General features: G+C 68.1%; 15 protein-coding genes. 4 read left to right on the top strand and 11 right to left on the bottom strand.

Features of this window, described 5'->3' with window-relative positions; all coding sequences use genetic code 11:
• Position 1 precedes the first annotated feature (1 nt).
• The 10 genes from murD to dinB all read right to left on the bottom strand — a co-directional run bounded on the left by murD (position 2) and on the right by dinB (position 12,505).
• On the bottom strand, positions 2-1,603 hold the full coding sequence (murD, locus tag AC1MED_RS07515; RefSeq protein ID WP_479786252.1) for a UDP-N-acetylmuramoyl-L-alanine--D-glutamate ligase: 1,602 nt from the start codon (positions 1,601-1,603) through the stop codon (positions 2-4).
• The gene (gene mraY / locus AC1MED_RS07510; protein ID WP_479786251.1) at positions 1,585-2,694 is read right to left on the bottom strand and encodes a phospho-N-acetylmuramoyl-pentapeptide-transferase; all 1,110 of its coding nucleotides are present in this window, start codon (positions 2,692-2,694) and stop codon (positions 1,585-1,587) included. The genes murD and mraY overlap by 19 nt, the downstream gene beginning before the upstream one ends.
• Positions 2,691-4,214 (bottom strand): UDP-N-acetylmuramoyl-tripeptide--D-alanyl-D-alanine ligase, encoded by a 1,524-nt coding sequence (locus tag AC1MED_RS07505; RefSeq protein WP_479786250.1) that lies wholly within the window; start codon positions 4,212-4,214, stop codon positions 2,691-2,693. The genes mraY and AC1MED_RS07505 overlap by 4 nt, the downstream gene beginning before the upstream one ends.
• A 6-nt stretch (positions 4,215-4,220) precedes the next feature.
• A complete protein-coding gene (locus AC1MED_RS07500) occupies positions 4,221-5,894 on the bottom strand; it encodes a UDP-N-acetylmuramoyl-L-alanyl-D-glutamate--2,6-diaminopimelate ligase (RefSeq protein WP_479786249.1) in 1,674 nt (557 codons plus the stop codon).
• A gap of 112 nt (positions 5,895-6,006) precedes the next feature.
• Entirely contained in the window at positions 6,007-7,809 is a 1,803-nt protein-coding gene (locus AC1MED_RS07495; protein WP_479786248.1) for a peptidoglycan D,D-transpeptidase FtsI family protein, read from the bottom strand.
• 45 nt (positions 7,810-7,854) lie between these two features.
• Entirely contained in the window at positions 7,855-8,508 is a 654-nt protein-coding gene (gene ftsL, locus AC1MED_RS07490; RefSeq protein ID WP_479786247.1) for a cell division protein FtsL, read from the bottom strand.
• Positions 8,505-9,506, bottom strand: a complete 1,002-nt coding sequence (rsmH, locus tag AC1MED_RS07485) for a 16S rRNA (cytosine(1402)-N(4))-methyltransferase RsmH (RefSeq protein ID WP_479786246.1) — start codon at positions 9,504-9,506, stop codon at positions 8,505-8,507. Before rsmH ends, ftsL begins: the two co-directional genes overlap by 4 nt.
• A 225-nt stretch (positions 9,507-9,731) precedes the next feature.
• Positions 9,732-10,160, bottom strand: coding sequence for a division/cell wall cluster transcriptional repressor MraZ (mraZ, locus tag AC1MED_RS07480; protein ID WP_056740915.1), 429 nt, complete (start codon positions 10,158-10,160; stop codon positions 9,732-9,734).
• 402 nt (positions 10,161-10,562) lie between these two features.
• Positions 10,563-10,934, bottom strand: coding sequence for a DUF3040 domain-containing protein (locus AC1MED_RS07475; protein WP_479786245.1), 372 nt, complete (start codon positions 10,932-10,934; stop codon positions 10,563-10,565).
• Positions 10,935-11,266: 332 nt separating this feature from the next.
• Complete coding sequence (dinB, locus tag AC1MED_RS07470) at positions 11,267-12,505, bottom strand: DNA polymerase IV (RefSeq protein WP_479786244.1); 1,239 nt, start codon at positions 12,503-12,505, stop codon at positions 11,267-11,269.
• Between the two features lie 73 nt (positions 12,506-12,578).
• Here dinB and AC1MED_RS07465 point away from each other — a divergent pair, with 73 nt between their 5' ends.
• On the top strand, positions 12,579-13,121 hold the full coding sequence (locus AC1MED_RS07465) for a hypothetical protein (RefSeq protein ID WP_479786243.1): 543 nt from the start codon (positions 12,579-12,581) through the stop codon (positions 13,119-13,121).
• Complete coding sequence (locus tag AC1MED_RS07460) at positions 13,118-14,212, top strand: polyprenyl synthetase family protein (RefSeq protein WP_479786242.1); 1,095 nt, start codon at positions 13,118-13,120, stop codon at positions 14,210-14,212. The genes AC1MED_RS07465 and AC1MED_RS07460 overlap by 4 nt, the downstream gene beginning before the upstream one ends.
• 98 nt (positions 14,213-14,310) lie before the next feature.
• Here AC1MED_RS07460 and AC1MED_RS07455 read toward each other — a convergent pair whose 3' ends face one another.
• Entirely contained in the window at positions 14,311-14,664 is a 354-nt protein-coding gene (locus AC1MED_RS07455; RefSeq protein WP_346959077.1) for an Rv2175c family DNA-binding protein, read from the bottom strand.
• Positions 14,665-15,013: 349 nt separating this feature from the next.
• On the opposite strand from AC1MED_RS07455, the gene AC1MED_RS07450 reads away from it, so the two are divergent.
• The gene (locus AC1MED_RS07450; protein WP_479786241.1) at positions 15,014-16,417 is read left to right on the top strand and encodes a lytic transglycosylase; all 1,404 of its coding nucleotides are present in this window, start codon (positions 15,014-15,016) and stop codon (positions 16,415-16,417) included.
• Between the two features lie 99 nt (positions 16,418-16,516).
• The gene (locus AC1MED_RS07445; RefSeq protein WP_479786240.1) at positions 16,517-18,634 is read left to right on the top strand and encodes a Stk1 family PASTA domain-containing Ser/Thr kinase; all 2,118 of its coding nucleotides are present in this window, start codon (positions 16,517-16,519) and stop codon (positions 18,632-18,634) included.
• Positions 18,635-18,701 lie beyond the last annotated feature (67 nt).

Here is an 18,701-nt window from a genome sequence, read left to right as displayed (position 1 = left end):
GCTACTCCTCGGTGGTCTGAGCCTGCCCTTCCACGAGCTCGCGGACAGCTTCGATGAAGGCGTCGCCACGGTGAGCATAGGAAGAGAACTGATCCATGGATGCAGCTGCCGGGGCCAGCAGCACAGTGTCCCCCGGGGCGGCCAGCTGCGCCGCCGATGCTACGGCCCGTGCCATCACAGTCTCACCGAAGATCGGTGAGGGGGCTGCGTGGGCGTGGGCCGGTTCGGCAGTCTGCACGTCTTCAGTCTCGCCCTTGGCCTGGCCGATCACGGGGACATCCGGCGCGTGTCGCTGGAGCGAGGCCAGCAGGTCCGACGAGTCCGCGCCGATCAGCACCACGGCCTTGAGTCGGGCGGCGTTGTCCCGGACCAGTGAGTCGTAATTCACACCCTTGGACAGTCCTCCGGCGATCCAGACCACGTCCTGGAACGCGGACAGCGAGGCCGCCGCTGCGTGCGGGTTGGTGGCCTTGGAGTCGTTGATCCAGAGCACACCCTCGTGCCGGGCGACGGGCTGGATGCGGTGGTCCCCCGGCAGGTAGTTCTGCAGCCCCTGGCGGACGGCCGACGGTTCGACGCCGTAGGCCCGGACGAGGGCGGCCGCGGCCAGGGCGTTGGCCACCATGTGCCGGGGCGCCACCGGACCCAGATCGGACATCGCGGCCAGCTCGGCGGCGCTGTCCTTGCGCTCCGGGATGAACGCACGGTCCACCAGCAGGCCTTCGACGACGCCGAGCATGCTGATCGCCGGCGTGAGAGTGGTGAAGCCTACCGCGCGGCAGCCCTCCACCACGTCGGCGTCTTCGACCATCCGCTCGGTTTCGATCTGCTCGGCGTTGTAAACACATGCCTTTTGCGTGCGCTCGTAGACCTTGGCCTTGTCCGCCAGGTAGGAGTCGTAGGAGCCGTGCCAGTCCACGTGGTCTTCGGCGACGTTGAGGCAGACGCTCGCGACCGGCGACACGGAGTGGCTCCAGTGCAGCTGGAAGCTGGAGAGTTCAACAGCGAAGACGTCATAGTCCACCGGGTCGCGGAGGGCGTCCAGGATCGGCGTGCCCACGTTGCCGACCGCGATCGCCTTCAGGCCCGCGGCCTGCAGCATCGATTCGGTTAGGCCGACGGTGGTGGTCTTGCCGTTGGTGCCGGTGATCGTTAGCCAGTCCGCGGTCTTGCGGCCCTGGCGCTCGCGCACCCGCCAGGCGAGTTCGACGTCGCCCCAGACCGGGATGTGCGCCCGGGCGGCAGCGGCGAGCAGGGCCTGGTCGGGCCGCCAGCCGGGTGAGGTGACGATCAGTTCGGGCTTTTCGCCGTCGACCCTGGGCACCGTATCCACGGCGTCCTCGCCGAGAAGCACGTCGGCGGCGCCGACAATCCGGAGGGTGTCCGCCTGGGCGCGCGCCTTGGCGCTGTCCGCGGCATCCACCACAACCACGCGGGCGCCGAGTTCGATCAGGGTGTCCGCGGCGGCGAAGCCGGAAATACCAATCCCGGTGACGACCACGCGGAGCCCGGCCCAGTCCGAGTCCCAGCTCGTCAGGTGCTCCAGCCGCGGCGAGCTGGACAGCGGTTCAGGAATAATGCCGCTCACAGCAGCACCACCCATTCGGCGTAGAAGATGCCCAGGCCGGCCGCGACGAAGAGCCCGCAAAGGATCCAGAACCGGACCACAACGGTGACTTCCGCCCAGCCTTTGAGTTCGAAGTGGTGCTGCAACGGGGCCATCTTGAAGAAGCGCTTTCCCTTGGTGATCTTGAAGTAGCCGACCTGGATGATCACCGAGAGGGTGATCAGCACGAAGAGGCCGCCGATGAAGGCGAGCAGCAGTTCGGTGCGGGACAGGATCGCGAAGCCGGCGACGGCGCCGCCGATCGCCAGCGACCCGGTGTCGCCCATAAAGATCTTCGCCGGGGAGGTGTTCCACCAGAGGAAGCCGACCAGCGCGGCGCTGAGGATGGCCGCGAGCAGGGCGAGGTCGAGCGGATCGCGGACGGTGTAGCAGCCGGCGCCGGCCTGGCGGGGAGAGCCGCAGGCCTGGTTGCTCTGCCAAATCCCGATGATCGTATAGGCACCGAACACCATGACGGACGCGCCGGCGGCCAGTCCGTCGAGGCCGTCGGTGAGGTTCACCCCGTTGGTGGCGGCGGTGACGATCAGGTTGGACCAGAGCACGAACAGGATGGCGCCCAGCACGGTGCCGCCGAACGCCAGGTTCAGCCACGGGATATCGCGGACCAGGGAGATCTGGTATGACGCCGGCGTGACATTGTTCTCGTCCGGGAAGTTCAGCGCGAGGATCGCGAAGATGATGCCGACCGCGGCCTGCAGGATCAGCTTGGCCTTGGCGTTCAGGCCCAGGCTGCGCTGCGCGGAAATCTTGATGAAGTCGTCCAGGAACCCCACAAGACCCATTCCTACCATCAGGAAGAGCAGCAGCAGGGCGGAGGCCGACGGGCCCGGCGAGCGGGGGTTCATCATCCACATCACGAGGTGCGTGATGCCGTAGCTGACCAGCACCGCCACCACGACGACGGTGCCGCCCATCGTGGGGGTGCCGCGCTTGGTGTGGTGCGAGGTGGGTCCGTCGTCCCGGATGAACTGTCCGTAGCTCTTGTGGACGAGGAAGCGGATAAAGAGCGGGGTGCCCAGGAAGGAGAGCAGCAGGGCCAGGCCGGAGCCCATCAGCAGTGCAATCACGGCAGCGTGCTCCCTTCGGCGGTGGTCCCCGCGGTGGATTCAGCAGGGTTCCCGGCGGGATCCCCGGCGGCCTCATCCGGCGCCAGTGGGGGTAATGCTATCCGATCCCCCAGGTGGCGCAGTCCGATGCTGTTGGAGGACTTGAAGAGGACCAGGTCACCGGGCTCGAGCTCGGAACGCAGAATCCCGTAGGCCTCGTCCACGGTTTCGGCGAACAGGCATTCGTCGCCCCAGGAGCCCTCATTGACCGCGGAGACGTAGAGGGCGCGGGCCTGGCGTCCGATCACCAGCAGCCGGGAGATATTGAGCCGGACCACCTGGGTGCCGACGGCAGTGTGCTCGCGGATGGAGTCTTCGCCGAGTTCCAGCATGGCGCCGAGCACGGCCCAGGTCCGGCGGCCGCGGCCCAGGTCCGCGAGCGTGCGCAGGGCGGCTCGCATGGACTCGGGGTTGGCGTTGTAGGCGTCGTTGATGATGGTCACACCGTCGGGCCGCTCGGTGCGTTCCATCCGCCAGCGGCTTGCCGCTGTCTGGGCGCTCAGCGAGGCGGCGATCTGCGCGCCGGGGATCCCCGCGGCGTGAGCCGCGCCGGCCGCGGCCAGCAGGTTGCCCACGTGGTGGGCGCCGATCAGCTTGGCCGAGACGTGGTGGCGGGCGCTGTCGCCCGGAAGCAGGAGGTCGAATTCCGGGTTGCCCGCGGCGTTCAACTCGACGTCCTCGGCCTGGACGGCGGCACCCTGGCCCTCCCGCGCGGGCTGCGCGGAGAAGCCGAGCACCGTTGCGGACGTCCGGGCGGCCATGGCGGCCACCCGGGCATCGTCCAGGTTCAGCACGGCCGTGCCGTCGGCGGGCAGGGCTTCGACCAGTTCGCCCTTGGCCAGGGCGATGTTCTCGACCCCGCCGAATTCGCCGGCGTGGGCGGTGCCGACGCCGAGCACGACGCCGATCTCCGGGCGGACCATGTCCGCGAGGTAGCGGATGTGGCCGATGCCGGTGGCGCCCATCTCGATCACGAGGTAGCGGGTCTCGAATCCGGCCTTGAAGACGGTCAGCGGGACGCCGACTTCGCCATTGTAGGAGCCCTGCGGCGCGACCGTTTCGCCGTCTTCGGCGAGGATTCCGGCCAGCAGGTCCTTGGTGGTGGTCTTGCCCGCGGACCCGGTGATACCAATCACAGTGAATGCCGCTCCCCCGGCCGCGCGGCGGGCGCGGATCCGGCGGACCGCCTCGGCGGCGAGGGCGCCCATGGCCAGCACGGAGTCTTCGACGACGACGGCGGGGTAGTTGCGCCCGTCGGCGTCGGCGACGTCCCGCTGGACGAGGGCCAGGACAGCTCCGCGGTCGAACGCTGCGGCCACGAAATCGTGCCCGTCGGCGGCTTCGCCCGGCTTGGCCACATAGAGGGAACCCGCCGTGGCTTCGCGGGAGTCGGTCACCACAGAGCCGGGCGTGATGCCCGGTTCGGCGGCCAGCCGGCCGTTGGTTATTTCGGCGATCTCCGCCGCGGTAAATGCAATCATCTCGGTTTAGGACTCTATCCGCTGGTCATCGAGAACGGTGAATCCTCGTGCTGTCAAGGAGGAGCGCAGCTCCACCCGGTCATCGAGCGCCAGGTTGACGCCCTTTACCTCCTGCCAGACCTCGTGGCCGCGGCCGGCGACCAGGATGGTGTCCTCCGGGGTGGCGAGTTCCACCGCTTTGCGGATGGCTGCGTCGCGAGGGAATACCTCCAGGACGGTGCAGTCACCGTGTTCGCGGGCCTTGGCGTCGAGGGCTCCGGCCAGCACGTCGGCGCGGATGGCTGCCGCGTCCTCGTCGTGCGGGTCGTCGTCGCTGACGATCACAATGTCCGCGAGCCGGGCGGCGATGGCCCCCATCGCGGGCCGTTTGCCCTGGTCGCGCTGGCCGGTGGCGCCAAAGACGATGATCACCCTGGAGCCCGGCTGCGGTGAGCGCACGGCCTCCAGGGCGCGGGCGAGGGCGTCCGGGTTGTGCGCGAAGTCGACCACGGCGGCCGGGGCCGTTGCCACGAGCTGCATGCGGCCGGGGACGGCCACGGTGAAGGGGTCCGCGCTGTCGAGGGCGGCCTGCACCTGGGCCGGGGAGGCTCCTCCGGCCAGGACCATGGCCGTGGCCAGGGCGGCGTTGGCGACGTTGAAGCTTCCGGGCAGGCCGGTGTGCACGCGGATCTCGGTGCCGTCCCGGTGCCGCAGGCCGAACTCGGTGCCGAGTCCGCGCGGCTGCGGGTCCACGACCCTCCAGTCCGCTGCCGGACCGTCTGCGTCGCCGTCACCTGCGCCGGTGTTCGCGTCGGGATTCGTGGAGAGCGTGGTGACCGGGATGCCTGCGCCGTCGGCGAGCTTCCGGCCCCATTCGTCGTCGATCGTTACGACGGCGGCGCGGGCGCGCTGCGCCGTGAAGAGCCGGGCTTTGGTCTCGAAATACTCGTCCATGGTCCCGTGCAGGTCCAGATGGTCCTGCGTCAGGTTGGTGAAACCAGCGACGTCGAAGACCACGCCGTCGACCCGGTGGAAGGAGATGGCGTGCGAGGACACCTCCATCGACGCCGCATCGAGGCCGCGTTCGCGCATGAGCGCCAGCAGGGCGTGCACGTCGGTCGACTCGGGGGTGGTGAGCAGGCTGGGGATCGCTTCGCCGCCGGCCAGAATCTCGATGGTTCCGATCAGCCCGGTTTTCTGGCCCAGCGCCTGCAGCAGGGAGTTGATGAAGTAGGTGGTGGTGGTCTTGCCGTTGGTCCCGGTGACCCCGTACAGGGCCGGCGACGCACCGTTCTCCGGCCGGCTCCGGTAGATCAGTGCGGAGAGGCGCCCCACCAGGCTGCGTGGCTCTGCGGCCAGCAGCACCGGCACCGAGATGTCGTTGGAGAGCGCCAGCAGGCGTGCCCCGGCGTCGTCGGTCAACACCGCGACGGCGCCGGCGTCCACCGCCTGGGAGACGAAGTCCGCGCCGTGCCGGGTGGCGCCGGGGAGCGCTACGTACAGGTCCCCCGGCAGGACCGCCCGGGAGTTCAGCGAGATACCGGTCACCGGGACGGCGGCGGAGGCTCCGGGAACGACGACGCCGATCCACTCACCGATGGTTTCGAGCGGCACCGCGGTGACCGCCGTGGGCCGGAACGCCGACGTGGATTCCTGGCCGGACGGCGCGGCTGCCGCGTCCTGGGCATTGAGCTCTGACAAGGGGATCTCCGTTGCGGTGCTGGGGCGTCGGGCGCCGCGCGCGGAGAAAGGCTCCGCACGCAGGCCGTGCTGCGTGGAACTGGTTGGTGCTGCTGACTCGTGGTGCTGGATGCTACTTGGCGTACTGGGGCAGCCTGACCGGCTTCCCGGTGGACGGCTCGACGTTGTACGTGCGCAGCGTCTGGCTCATCACCGAACGGAAGACGGGCCCGTTGGTGATTCCGTAGATGCTGCCCTTGGGCCGTTGCAGGACCACTTCAACAATAAACCGCGGATCGTCCATCGGCGCCATCCCCACCATCGAGGCGGTGTAGCCGCAGAAACCGGACTTGCCGTCATCGCAGGGTGACTCGGAGGTGCCGGTCTTGGCCCCCACGCGGTACCCGTCAATCGCGGCGTCCTTGATTTCGCCCTCGGTGACTGCGCTTTCCAGGATGTCGCGCACCTGCCGGGCGGTGTCCTTGGACACGACCTGCCGGCTGGGCTTGGCCGGGACCTTCTCCTCGGTACCGTCGGGGCTGATGTAGCTGTCGATCAGGCGCGGCTGGAGCATCACGCCGCCGTTGGCGATGCTCTGGTAGGCGCGGACCGTTTGCAGGGTCGACTGGGCAACGCCCTGGCCGAACAGCACGGTGTACTGCTGGCGGCCGTCCCACTGGTCGGCGGGCGTCAAGATGCCCTTGGCCTCGGCGGGCAGGCCGATGTCCGGCGCCTCGCCGATGCCGAACTTCTGCAGCCAGTCATGGCGCTTCTGCTTGCTGAGCCGCTGGCCCACCATGACCGTGCCGGTGTTCATGGAATAGCCGACGATGCCCGCCAGCGTGCGTTGCTCAGTGCCGTGTTCGAAGGCGTCAGTGAACGTCTGGCCGTCCACGGTGTACGTCGGCGGAATGGTGAATTTGTCCAGCGGGCGCGCGGTGCCCTCCTCGATTGCGGACGCGGCGGTGATCATCTTCTCCACCGAGCCCGGCTCGTAGGCGGCGGTCACCGCCCGGACGCCGCGGTCCTTGGCGGCAACCTTGCCGGGGTCATTGGGGTCCGGCGCGTCGGTGTCCGCCATGGCGATAATGTTGCCGTTCTTGGCGTCGGCGACGACGATGATGCCCCACTCGGCGCTGAGTTTGTCCTTCTGGCTCTGGATGGCCTGCTGGGCGAAGTACTGCAGGTCCGAGTTCAGGGTGAGCTTGATGTCCTTGCCGTTCACGGCCGGCGTGAACTGGTCCACGCCCACCGGGATCCGCAGCCCGTCGGCGCCGATTTCGAAGAGCCGCTTGCCCGCGGTGCCCCGGAGTACCTCGTCCTGGGTTTGTTCGAGGCCGGCTTGGCCGGTGGTGCCGTCCTTGAGGAAGCCCACGATGCCGCCAGCGACGGAGCCGTTGGGGTAGACCCGCTTGCTGGTGCCCTCGGTGACGATGCCGGGGATCTGAAGCTTGGATATGCGGTCCTCGACGTCTGGCCGGATGTCCTTGGCCACAATGTAGTAGCGCGACGTCCCGGTCAGCGCCGCCTTGAGGTCTTCCTTTTTCATGCCCAGCACCGCGGCGAGCTCTTCGATGCCCTGGTCCCGGGAGATCTTCACGACCGTGTCCTTGCCGTCGACCTTCTCAAGCCGCGGGAAGGATTCGGTGTTGGTGTTCACGGTCTGGTCCACCACGACGTTGTAGCGGATCACGCTACTGGCCAGGACCGTGCCCCGGGAGTCAAGGATGCTGCCGCGCTCCGCGGGCAGCTCAATCGGCTTGAGCCGGTTCTGCAGTGCCGCCTCGGCCATGCCGCCGACGTCGAGCCCCTGGACCAGGAAGAGCTTCCCGCCGACCACCAGCAGGAGCGAGAGCATGATCCCCAGCCCGAGCCGCAACCGCCGCGTGGCGCTCGGCGTCTTGCCTATGCGTGCCTTGCCGGTGTTCTGCGCCACGATGTTTCCTTGCTGCTTGCCTGGCTGGTCGGTTGGTCCCGTCCGCTACTTACCGGGGGCCTTCTGCGCGGGGGCGGGGACGGATCCACCGTGCAGGTCTACGGCCGGGGCGGGCGCCTTGACGGCCGGGGCCGGCGCGGCCGGTGCGGGGGCGGTGCTGGGCTCGGCCGGCCTGCGGTTGAGCAGCGGCTCGGCCTCCGACACCGAGGGGACCACGTTGATCTGGCCGGCGACGGCCGGTGCGGCAATAACGGCGCCCGGTGCGTCGCCCTTGACGGCCGCTTTGGCCTTCCCGGTGACGGACAGGGTGGACAGGTCGATCTGCCCCTTGCCGGCGGAGGCCACCATGCCCAGTTCCGTGGCCTTGGCGGCCAGGTTCTGCGGGGCATCGAAATTCTGTACCTGCTGGGTGAGGTCCTGGTTCTGCTTGGTCAGCGTGGTCTGTTTGGCCCGCAGCTGCACCAGCTGGTACTGCGCCGAGGAGACGGAGATGTTCAGGACCAGCACCGCCATCAGCGCCAGCGCCAGGATCCCGAAGCACATCACGACGAACGGTGCCCGCCGTTTGCGCGGAACAGTCCGGACGACGGAGAGCGGGGTGCGGGATTTGCGGATCGGCGCGGCCGGGTGCAGGTCCGGGAGCGCACGGGCCGTGGCAGCGGTGGCAACGGGGAAGCTGTTGACGGCGGCGGTGCTCATGCGACTCTCCTGGCTTTGATGCGTTCCACGGCGCGGAGCCTGGCGGAAGCGGCGCGTGGGTTTTCTGCGATTTCTGCGGCGGTGGGCACCTCGGTGCCTTTCGTCAGGGTCTTAAGTTCGGCCTTGTGTTCCTCGAGCTCCACCGGGAAGCCGAGCGGGGCCGAGGACTTGGAGCCGGCCTGGAAGACCCCCTTGACGATCTTGTCTTCCAGCGAGTGGTAGGACATCACTACGACCCGGCCGCCCAGGGCGATCGCGGCCACGGCTGCCGGGATGGCACGCTCCAGGACTTCGAGTTCCTCGTTGACCTCGATCCGGAGCGCCTGGAAGGTCCGCTTCGCGGGGTGGCCGCCGCTCTTGGCAGCACCAGCGGGCACGACGGCGCGGATGGTCTCAACGAGTTCCCCGGTGGTGGCGAAAGGCTTCTGCCCCCGGGCCGCCACAATCCGGTTGGCGATCCGGCCGGCGAACTTCTCCTCGCCCCACTTCCGGATGATCCGGACGAGGTCCTCTTCGCTGTAGTTGTTGACGACGTCGGCGGCGGTCTGGCCGCGGCTGGTGTCCATCCGCATGTCCAGCGGCGCGTCGAAGGAATACGCGAAGCCGCGTTCCCGCTCATCCAGCTGCAGGGAGGAGACGCCAAGGTCCATCAGGATGCCGTGGACCTCGTTGAAGCCCAGGTCCGCCAGGACCTCGGGGATCTCGTCATACACCGCGTGGACCAGGTCGATCCGGTCGGCGAAAGGCGCCAGGCGTTCCCCGGCCAGGGCGAGCGCCTCCTCGTCACGGTCGATGCCGATCAGGTGCAGGTCCGGGAACCGCTGCAGCATCGCTTCGGAGTGGCCACCCATGCCAAGCGTGGCGTCGACGACGACGGGCGTCTCGCCGCGGCGTCGGGCCGCTTCGAAAGCCGGTGCCAACAAATTGATGCACCGGTCCTTGAGGACCGGTACATGGCGTTCGGACGTAGGCTTCGCCTGGTTGGAGTCGTCACTCATGCCTGCGTCCTTTCGTTGCTCGGAGTGGCTGTCAGGTCCTGCTGGGGATTGTGCTGCTTGGTCCTGCTATGCGGCCTTGCTGCTTCTTGATCCAGATCCCCATCCGCGGCTACCCTGCGGTCCGCCTGGCTCCGGGGAAGTGAGCCAGGTGAACCGCCGGATGGGCGGCTGGAGATCTCGGTCAAGAAACGGGTGGTGCTGGTGGTGCCGGCGCCCGCGGGGCTTTTAGAGAATCCCCGGGATGGCGTCGTCGGTTTCCGAGAAGGCGGTCTCCTTTTCGGCCAGGTACTCATTCCAGGCCTGGGCGTCCCAGATCTCCGCCCGGGTGCCGGCGCCGATGACGGCCAACTCCCTGCCGAGACCTGCGTACTCCCGGAGCGCCGGCGGAATCGTCACGCGCCCCTGCTTGTCAGGTACCTCGTCTGAGGCTCCAGAGAGGAAAACGCGGATGTAGTCGCGAGCCTGCTTGGAGGAGATTGGAGCCTCCCGCATCTGCTCGTGAACCCGGCCGAATTCCGCCTCACTGAAGACGTAGATGCAACGCTCCTGGCCTCGTGTGAGAACCAGGCCGGCGGCAAGTTCCTCGCGGAACTTCGCCGGGAGGATGATGCGACCCTTTTCGTCCAGACGCGGCGAATGTGTGCCGAGAAACACGGCCCACCGCCTGTCTGTTGTAGGAAGTCCAACGTCCCCTGTGCTGCCACTACCCTCTTACGTCCTCCACATTACTCCACTTCGCTCCCCCGTCAACGACATCCGGTGTTTTTTGACCCATTTCCGGCGCTTTTTCGCCCAAATGTTCCTTGGGAATAAAGGGAAGCGGGAAAAGTGGGGCGCAGTGGAGGGACTTGCGCCGCCCCGGCCGCGCGTCGGCTGTTCCCTAACCGCCGTTTAGGCACCCCAAAAGGGCCACACCGGAGCAGCCGATCCAGGTTGCCCCGTGGAAGCGACGGGTTAAACGGCGAAAGACCCGCCGAAGCGGGTCTTTCGTGGTCTACGGAAGTCTTAGTGGTGCGGAATGGAGGATTCGGTGCCGGCCGCGGACGCAGCCCTGCTTCAGGAGTCCCCGCGGTGCCGTTCCTCCCAGCGCTCCTCAAGGTTGCTCATAAAGGAACTGCGCGGTTTGCCGGGCTTTCCGCCGGCGGCGCCCGGCCTGGCCTTGCCGCTTGAGCTGCGCATGGTGGCGAAGTAAACGCCGGCGCCCATCACGACGAAGCCAAGCACGCCCACCAGAATGCTCTGCAACGAGACGCCCAGCAACAGCAGCAGGATGCCCGCGAGGGCGCCGAGGACCCCGATGACCAGGTGACGGGTGGACCAGGAACGACCCGGATCCGAGCCCATCGAACTGGCAAACTTGGGATCGTCCTCGTGCAGCTGCTTCTCAAGTTGCTCCAGCAACTTCTGTTCGTGCTCCGAGAGCGGCATCACGACCTCCTTAAGTCGGCCAACGTCCGGACTTGACGCGGCCTTTGTCCCTAAACCCCTAACGACCGGGCTTCCCGGCTGGTTCCCGCTTTCCGTTCCCATTTCCCGTCATTGGTGAAATGCGGATCCGCGGTTCCCTGTGAGGTGTTTAGTTGGCTGGCCGGCAACCCGAACGTTTGATCCGGTCGTTCTAAAACTACGTATATCTAAGGATAGTTTGTTGCGCCCTGTTCTGAAAGACGCCGGCCCTGCTCCGCGGCGCCGGGAGGGCCCTTGCGCGCAGCCGGATCCGCACCCCGCCCGGGACGGCCTGGTTCCCGCAAAATGTGAGTTCAGCCGGGGCCGGGTCCCGGGTCCAGCAGCCGGGCCGGGAGGACCGATTTGTTGCCGAACTTGCGGGTGACACGGTCCAGCGCCTGCTCGGCCGCGCGCCAGTTGTCATCACGGCGGTCCAGGCTAAGCTGCAGCGGCGCCTGGGCGGCTTCCTCGAGCTGCTCCGCCCGGATTCCGATCAGGCGCACCGTCATGGGCCGCTGGCCCACGGATTCCAGCAATTGCACCGCGACGCCGTAGAGCAACTGGGCGCTGTCGATCGGGGTGCTAACGGTGCGGCTTCGGGTGATCGTGGAGAAATCCGCGTAGCGCAGCTTGAGCGCCACGGTCCGGGCGTGCATGCCGGCACTCCGCAGCCGCTCCGCCGTGCGGTGCGAGAGCCGCAGCAGCTCGCGGTGCAGCTGCGCGTCGTCGGCCGTGTCCACCGCGAACGTCTCTTCCGCCCCGATGCTCTTTTCCAGCCGGACGGGGGTCACCGGCCGGGGATCGATCCCCCAAGACAAGCGGTAGACGTGCTCGCCCGTGGCTCCGAGGATCTTCCGCAGGGACGGCAGCGGCGTCGCAGCCACATCGGCGACGGTCCGGATGCCCATCCGGGCGAGCACCTCCACGGTCTTGGCGCCGACGCCCCAGAGCGCGTTGACCGGCAGGGTGTGCAGGTACGGCACCGTCTCGTCCGGGCCGATCAGCAGCAGGCCGTCCGGCTTGCACCGGGTGGACGCGATCTTGGCGACGAACTTGCTGGCCGCAATTCCCACCGACGCCGTAATGCCCAGCTCACCCTCCACCCTGCGGCGGACCAGTTCGCCGATTTCCCGGGGCGGGCCGAGGCGCCGGATGGCACCGCCGACGTCGAGGAAGGCCTCGTCAACGCTCAGCGGCTCCACAAGGTCGGTGATCGACCCGAAGATGGCCATGATCTGGCCTGAGACCTCGTAGTACAGCTTGTGCCGGGGTTCGATGATGATGGCCGAGGGACACATCCGCGCCGCGACTGCCATCGGCATCGCGGACTTGACGCCGAACTTGCGGGCCTCGTAGGACGCCGACAGCACCACGGACCGGTCCGCGGGGTAGCCGACGATCACGGGCCGGCCCTTCAGCTCCGGCCGGCTGCGGAGCTCCACCGAGACAAAAAAAGCGTCCATGTCCACGTGCAGGATGCTGCTGCGCCGGAGTTCGCGAAGCCTGGCTTCGCTGTTCTGTTCCCCACGCTGATTTTCGCTGTCCGGCCCCACACATCAATCCTAGCCGCAGCGACTGACTAAACTGGAGGCTGAATCCGGCGTCAACACCAGGAGGAATACCCCCGTGAAGGTTATTGGAGAGCGCAACCGCGCCGTGACGGCAGTGGCCGCCGCCGGCGCTTTGCTGGCCCTGGCCGCGTGCACCCCCGCCCCCGGGGCCACGGCGACGTCGTCGCCGACGGCCTCGGAGTCAACGTCCACCGCACAGTCCACCGCCCAGGCCTCCACCACGGCCCCTCCCAGCCCCTCAGCCGAACCCGGCACTTCCGCCACCGTGGGCGCCCTGGTGGAAGGTTTCCCGAAGACCCTGCTCCCGGTGATGCCGGGCGCCCAGGTGGAATCCAGCAGTTTCGACAAGACCGACACCCCGGCCACGGTCGCCCTGGTGGCAAAAATCAGCTCCCCGGCCGCCGGAGTCGTGGCCTTCTACAGCAAGAAGCTGGAGAGCCAGGGGTTCAAGGCCGTCCCCGGCGAGAAAGTCGGGTCGGTGGCCTCCAAGGACTTCCTGCGCGGGGGCAACGAAACGGTGAACCTCGCCGTCGTGGAGACGGCCGGCGTCTCCACTTTCACCATCGGCGCCAACGTCGCCGCGAAGTCCGTCAAGTGAGCCTGGCCGAACAACTCCGGGTGGAGCAGACGGACTTCGTGGCCGCCGTCGCCGGCAAGCTGACCGACTTCCTGACCGCCCGCACCGCCGTCATGTCCGCCATTTCCCCGGACATCGATCCCTTGATGGGCTCCATCTCCAACCTGGTCACCGGCGGCAAGCGCCTCCGCGCCCTGATGTGCTACTGGGGCTGGCGCGGCGCGGGCGGCGACGCCGGGGCCGGCGAAGTGGTCACGGCCGGCTCGGCGCTGGAGCTGTTCCAGGCCGCCGCGCTGATCCACGACGACATCATTGACCGGTCGGACACCCGCCGGGGCGGCCCCAGCGTGCACCGCCGCTTCACCGAGTTGCACGCGAGCCAGGGCTGGGCGCTGGATCCGGAGCGCTTCGGCCACGCCGCCGCCATCCTGACCGGCGACCTCTGCCTGTCCTTCAGCGAGGAATCGTTCACCGAAATCGGCGACCGGGCCGCTTCCGGCAGCCAGGCCCGGCTCATCTTCAACCTGATGCGTGCGGAGGTCATGGCCGGCCAGTACCTGGACATCCTTGAGGAGGTGGCCGGGCCGCGCCGCGACCGCGCCGGCGCCGTCAGCCGGGCCCAGTCGATCATCCGCTTCAAATCGGCCAAGTACTCCACCGAGCACCCGCTCGCACTGGGCGGTGCGCTGGCCGGCGCCTCGGACGAGCTGCTGCGCGGCTACTCGGCCTTCGCACTCCCCCTCGGCGAAGCCTTCCAGCTCCGCGACGACGTGCTGGGAGTCTTCGGCGACCCGGTCACCACCGGCAAACCGGCCGGCGACGACCTCCGGGAGGGCAAGCGCACCGTGCTGGTGGCCTTTGCCCTCGACCAGGCCGCGCCGGCGGAATCGAGCTTCATCGATGCCAAGCTCGGCAGCCCGGACCTGACCGCCGGGGATGTCGAGGAAATTCGCCGGATCATCATCGACTGCGGTGCGCTGCAGGCCACCGAAGTCCTGATCGAGGAATTCGGCCGGGCCGCCTTCGACGCCTTGGACCTGCTGCCGCTGGACGAGCTGCCCAAGACGGCGCTCCGCAAGCTTGCCGAGGCCGCGGTCAGCCGCACCGCTTAGCCAAGCGCTTAGCCGGGCGGCAGGCCAACCCGGGTACAGCAAAGGCCGTGCACAGCGCCAGGCGCCGTGCACGGCCTTTGTGTCAAAGGGAAGGTGGCCTACCAGGCCATGGTCTGGGCGCGGCGGCGGATTTCCGTCTTGCGTCCTTCGCGCAGCGCGTCGATCGGACGCCCGCGCAGGGACTCGTCCGGGGTGAACAGCCAGGTGATGAGTTCTTCGTCCGAATAGCCGGCGTCGGAGAGGACAACGATCGTGCCCTTCAGGCTCTCCACGGCGTGGCCGTCCTGGATGAACGCGGCGGGAACCGAGCGGATCCGGCGGTCACCGATCCGGATCGCCGCCAGCGCGCGTTCGTCCAGCAGGGCATGAACCTTGGTGATGGAAACGTTCAGCAGCTGGGCTACGTCGGGCAGGGGCAGCCATTCGCCTACAAGGCTTTCTACAGTACTCACGGATCAAGATTGCCATGCCGGAGCGGAATGCGCCTAGTCAGCCACGACCCGCCGCCGCGACCTCTTAATACAGTCGTACTTAGTACGTCCCGGCACGGGCCCCTTAGTACTCCGAACCGGCCGACCCTGTGCACCTTCCCCCGCGCCGGTCCGGGCAGGCCGGCAGGTGCCGGCGACACGCGCCGAAGTTGCGTGATTGCAGAATGTCAAACAATTCTTGTGCTAATCCGCAATTCATGAGACATTCGCTTAGATCACATTTGTAACTGCAGTATCTTTAGTCACACTGTTAACACCAGTAACACCGGCCTGAACTGCAGCGTCCGCCGCTGAGAAGAGGATTTTTCCCATGACGACGTCACGTTCGCCAAAAACCAACCCGAGGCCCGGCCTCCCGCTGATTGCGGCGACGACGGCGGCGCTGCCCGCCGTCGTGCTTTCCTCTCTGGCGATCGCCCAGCCGGCCGCTGCGGAATCCCGTCCCCGGGCGATCCCGGCGACGCTGGCAGCCGCCATGAAGGCCCAGGGCGTGGCACCCACCTCGCAGCCGTCCACGCTGATTCCTGCCGGGTCCGTCCCGGCCACGCTCCCCGCCGGACTCCGCCCGGCAAAGGTCTCTGCCCCGGCGCAGTACACGATTGTGCGCGGCGACACCATCAGCGGGATCGCCGCCAGGTACGGCCTGAGCACCCAGTCGGTCCTGACGCTGAACAAGCTGCGCGCCAACTCGGTGATCTACCCCGGCCAGAAAATCCGGCTCACCGGTACGGCCACCGCCCCCGCGAAGGCGGCTCCCGCGAAGCCTGCCCCCGTCCGCGCCAGCGTTAGCGGCGGCAGCGTTTACACCGTCAAGCCCGGCGACACCCTCAGCGGCATCGCTGCCCGCCACGGCGTCAAGCTGTCCGAGGTCTTCAGCCGCAACGGGCTGAACATGCGCTCGGTGATCTACCCCGGCCAGAAGATCAAGATCGGCGCCGGCACGGCCGCACCCGCCCCGGTCCGCACCGCGGCACCGAAGCCCGCGCCGGCCCGGCCCGCGGCACCGAAGCCCGCCAGTTCCGGCTCCTACACGATCAAGTCCGGCGACACCCTCTCGGGCATCGCTGCCCGGCACGGGGTGAAGCTCTCCGCCGTCCTGTCGGCAAACCGGTTGACCATGAGCAGCATCATCTACCCCGGCAACAAGCTCGTCATTCCTGGCGCCAGCACCGGCACGATCACGCCTGCCTCGAGCAAACCGGCCACCCCGGCCACCCCCGCCGCGCCACTGGTACCCAGCTCGTTCCTGGGCTTCAGCTACCCGAAGGCGGTTGTCAGCTCCGCCAACCAGAACAAGGCGCTGCTCAACGCTTCTCCGGTTCCCTCGCGCGAGCAGATGAAGCAGATTGTGGCAGACACGGCGCGCCGGATGGGCGTGGAACCGTCCCTGGCCCTGGCCTTCGCCTACCAGGAATCCGGTTTCAACCACCGCTCGGTGTCACCCGCGAACGCGATCGGCACCATGCAGGTCATCCCGTCCTCCGGCGGGTGGGCCTCTGACCTCGTGGGCCGCAAGCTGAACCTGCTGGACCCGTACGACAACGCCACGGCCGGCGTCGCCATCATCCGCCAGCTGGTCAGCACCAGCAAGAACCTGGACTACGCGATCGCCGGTTACTACCAGGGACAGTACTCGGTGAACACCAGGGGCATGTACGAAGATACGAAGGCCTACGTGGCTTCGATCAAGAGCCTCAAGAAGACGTTCAGCTAGAACCACCGGCGAGGGGCTGAGGCCTCCGCCGCGTAACGATACGGGCCCGGGTTGCATGTCAATCCGGGCCCGTTTCCGTGCAGAGCTTAGGATCAGAGGGTGCAGGAATACACATCGGACGCTCTCGTCGGGACCCTGGTGGACAACCGGTACCTGATTCGCTCAAAGCTGGCCCGCGGCGGGATGTCCACCGTGTACCTCGCCACCGACCGGCGGCTCGAACGGGATGTGGCGCTCAAGGTCCTGCATCCGCACATGGCCGGAGACCCGCAGTTCCTGGACCGGCTGGGCCGCGAAGCCAAGGCGGCGGCCCGGCTCTCGCACCCGCACGTCGTCGGGGTCCTGGACCAGGGTGACGACGGCCCGCTGGCCTACCTGGTGATGGAGTTCATCAAGGGCCACACGCTGCGGGATGTGATCAAGGAAAAGGGTGCCCTCACCCCGCGGCTTGCCCTGGCGCTGATCGATCCCGTTGTCGAAGGCCTGGGAGCCGCCCACGCCGCCGGCCTCATCCACCGGGACGTCAAGCCGGAGAACGTGCTCATCGCCGACGACGGCCGGATCAAGATCGGCGACTTCGGGCTGGCGCGGGCGATCACCACGACCACCAGCACCGGCGCGCTGATCGGGACCGTCGCCTACCTGTCCCCCGAGCTCGTGATGGGCAAGCAGGCCGATGCCCGCAGCGATATCTACTCGCTCGGGATCATGCTCTACGAGATGCTCACCGGACGGCAGCCGTTCGACGGCGAGGTCCCCATCCAGGTTGCGTACCAGCACGTGAACTCCACCGTGGGTCCGCCGTCGGCGCTGGTCCCGGGGCTTGCCGAAGAACTCGACGAGCTGGTGCAGTGGTGCACCGCCAACGACCCGGACAAGCGTCCCGTCGACGGCAACGCCCTGCTCTCGGAACTCCGCCACATCCGGACCAACCTCAGCGACGCCGAACTGGACCTGCGGCCGCCGGCCGCCCTGCCCGCCGCCGCGGCGGCCACCGGATTCGGCCCCGCGCCGGTCCGGCCAGCCCCGCCGGAGCAGCCGACCGCCGGGCAGGCGCACACCGAAGTGCTCGGCGGCTTTCAGCACCCTACCGAAGTCATCAGCCGCCGCAGCAACCCGACCACCGTCTTGTCTGGCACGCCCCGGCCGGGCGCCTACGGCCCGCTCGCTGCCCCGGAGGAACGCGGGTTCGGCGCCTCTGCAGAGGACGTCCCGGCCGGCCGGCCTGAACCCACCAGCAAGCGGGCCCAGCGCAAGCAGGACCGCGACGACGCGTTGGCCCGGCAGCGGGCGGCAGCGACTCCAAGCCGCAGCCTGCGGAGCGGCAACCCGCGGCGCCGGGGACTGGCCTGGATCCTGGTGCTGGTCCTGGTAGCGCTGCTCGCGGCCGGCGCCGGCTGGTTCTTCGGCATGGGTCCGGGGTCCCCGGGAACTATTCCGCAGCTGGCCAACAAGACCGTGGCCGAGGCGCAGCAACTGCTCCGGACGGCCGGGTTCGGGTCGACCACCCGGGATGTCTTCGATGACAACGTGTCGCCCGGGCTCGTGGTGGGCTCGGAGCCGCAGGCCGGTCAGGTGGTCCGCAAGTTCGAGTCCGTCTCGCTCGCCGTGTCCAAGGGCCCGGAACTGTTTCCCCTCCCGGAGCTGACCGGCAAGTCGCTGGATGCGGCAAAGACGGCCCTTAACGGCGCCGGGATGGCGCTGGGCCCCATCACCGAGCGCTACGACGAGAAGGCGAAAGCCGGAACCGTGCTGGCGCAGAAACCCGGGAAGGACACCCCGGCCAAGCACGGAACGCCCGTCGGCCTGACAGTCTCCAAGGGGCCGCAGCCGATCCCGGTGCCCGACGTCCGCGGCCAGGACCAGGAGGCCGCGGTCAAGGCCATCGAGGCCGCCGGGCTCAACGCCGTCGTCGCCCCCGAGCAGGTCTTTGACCGGAACGTGCCCAAGGGGGCCGTCGCCGGCCAGGACCCTGCCACCGGGAACCTGACGAAGGGCGGCGCCGTGACCCTGACGATTTCCAAGGGGCCGAAACTCGTGGACGTCCCCAGCTTCGTAGGCAAGCAAGCCAGCGAAGCCCGCAAGCAACTCGAGGCGCTCGGGTTTGAAGTCCGGATCGAGAACATCTTGGGAGGTTTCTTCGGCACCGTCCGGGAACAGGATCCCAAGGACACCCGCGCCCCCGAGGGCTCCGTTGTGACGCTCAAGGTGGTCTGACCAGCAGTCCGGCCGCGCGGCCGCAGTCCGCAAGTCCTCCAGAAACAGCACCGCCCCGGCTGGATAT

It is taken from the genome of Arthrobacter sp. BI5 (assembly GCF_056680065.1).
Note: the sequence above shows the minus strand (reverse complement) of the source record. Positions and strands in the feature narration are given on the sequence as shown.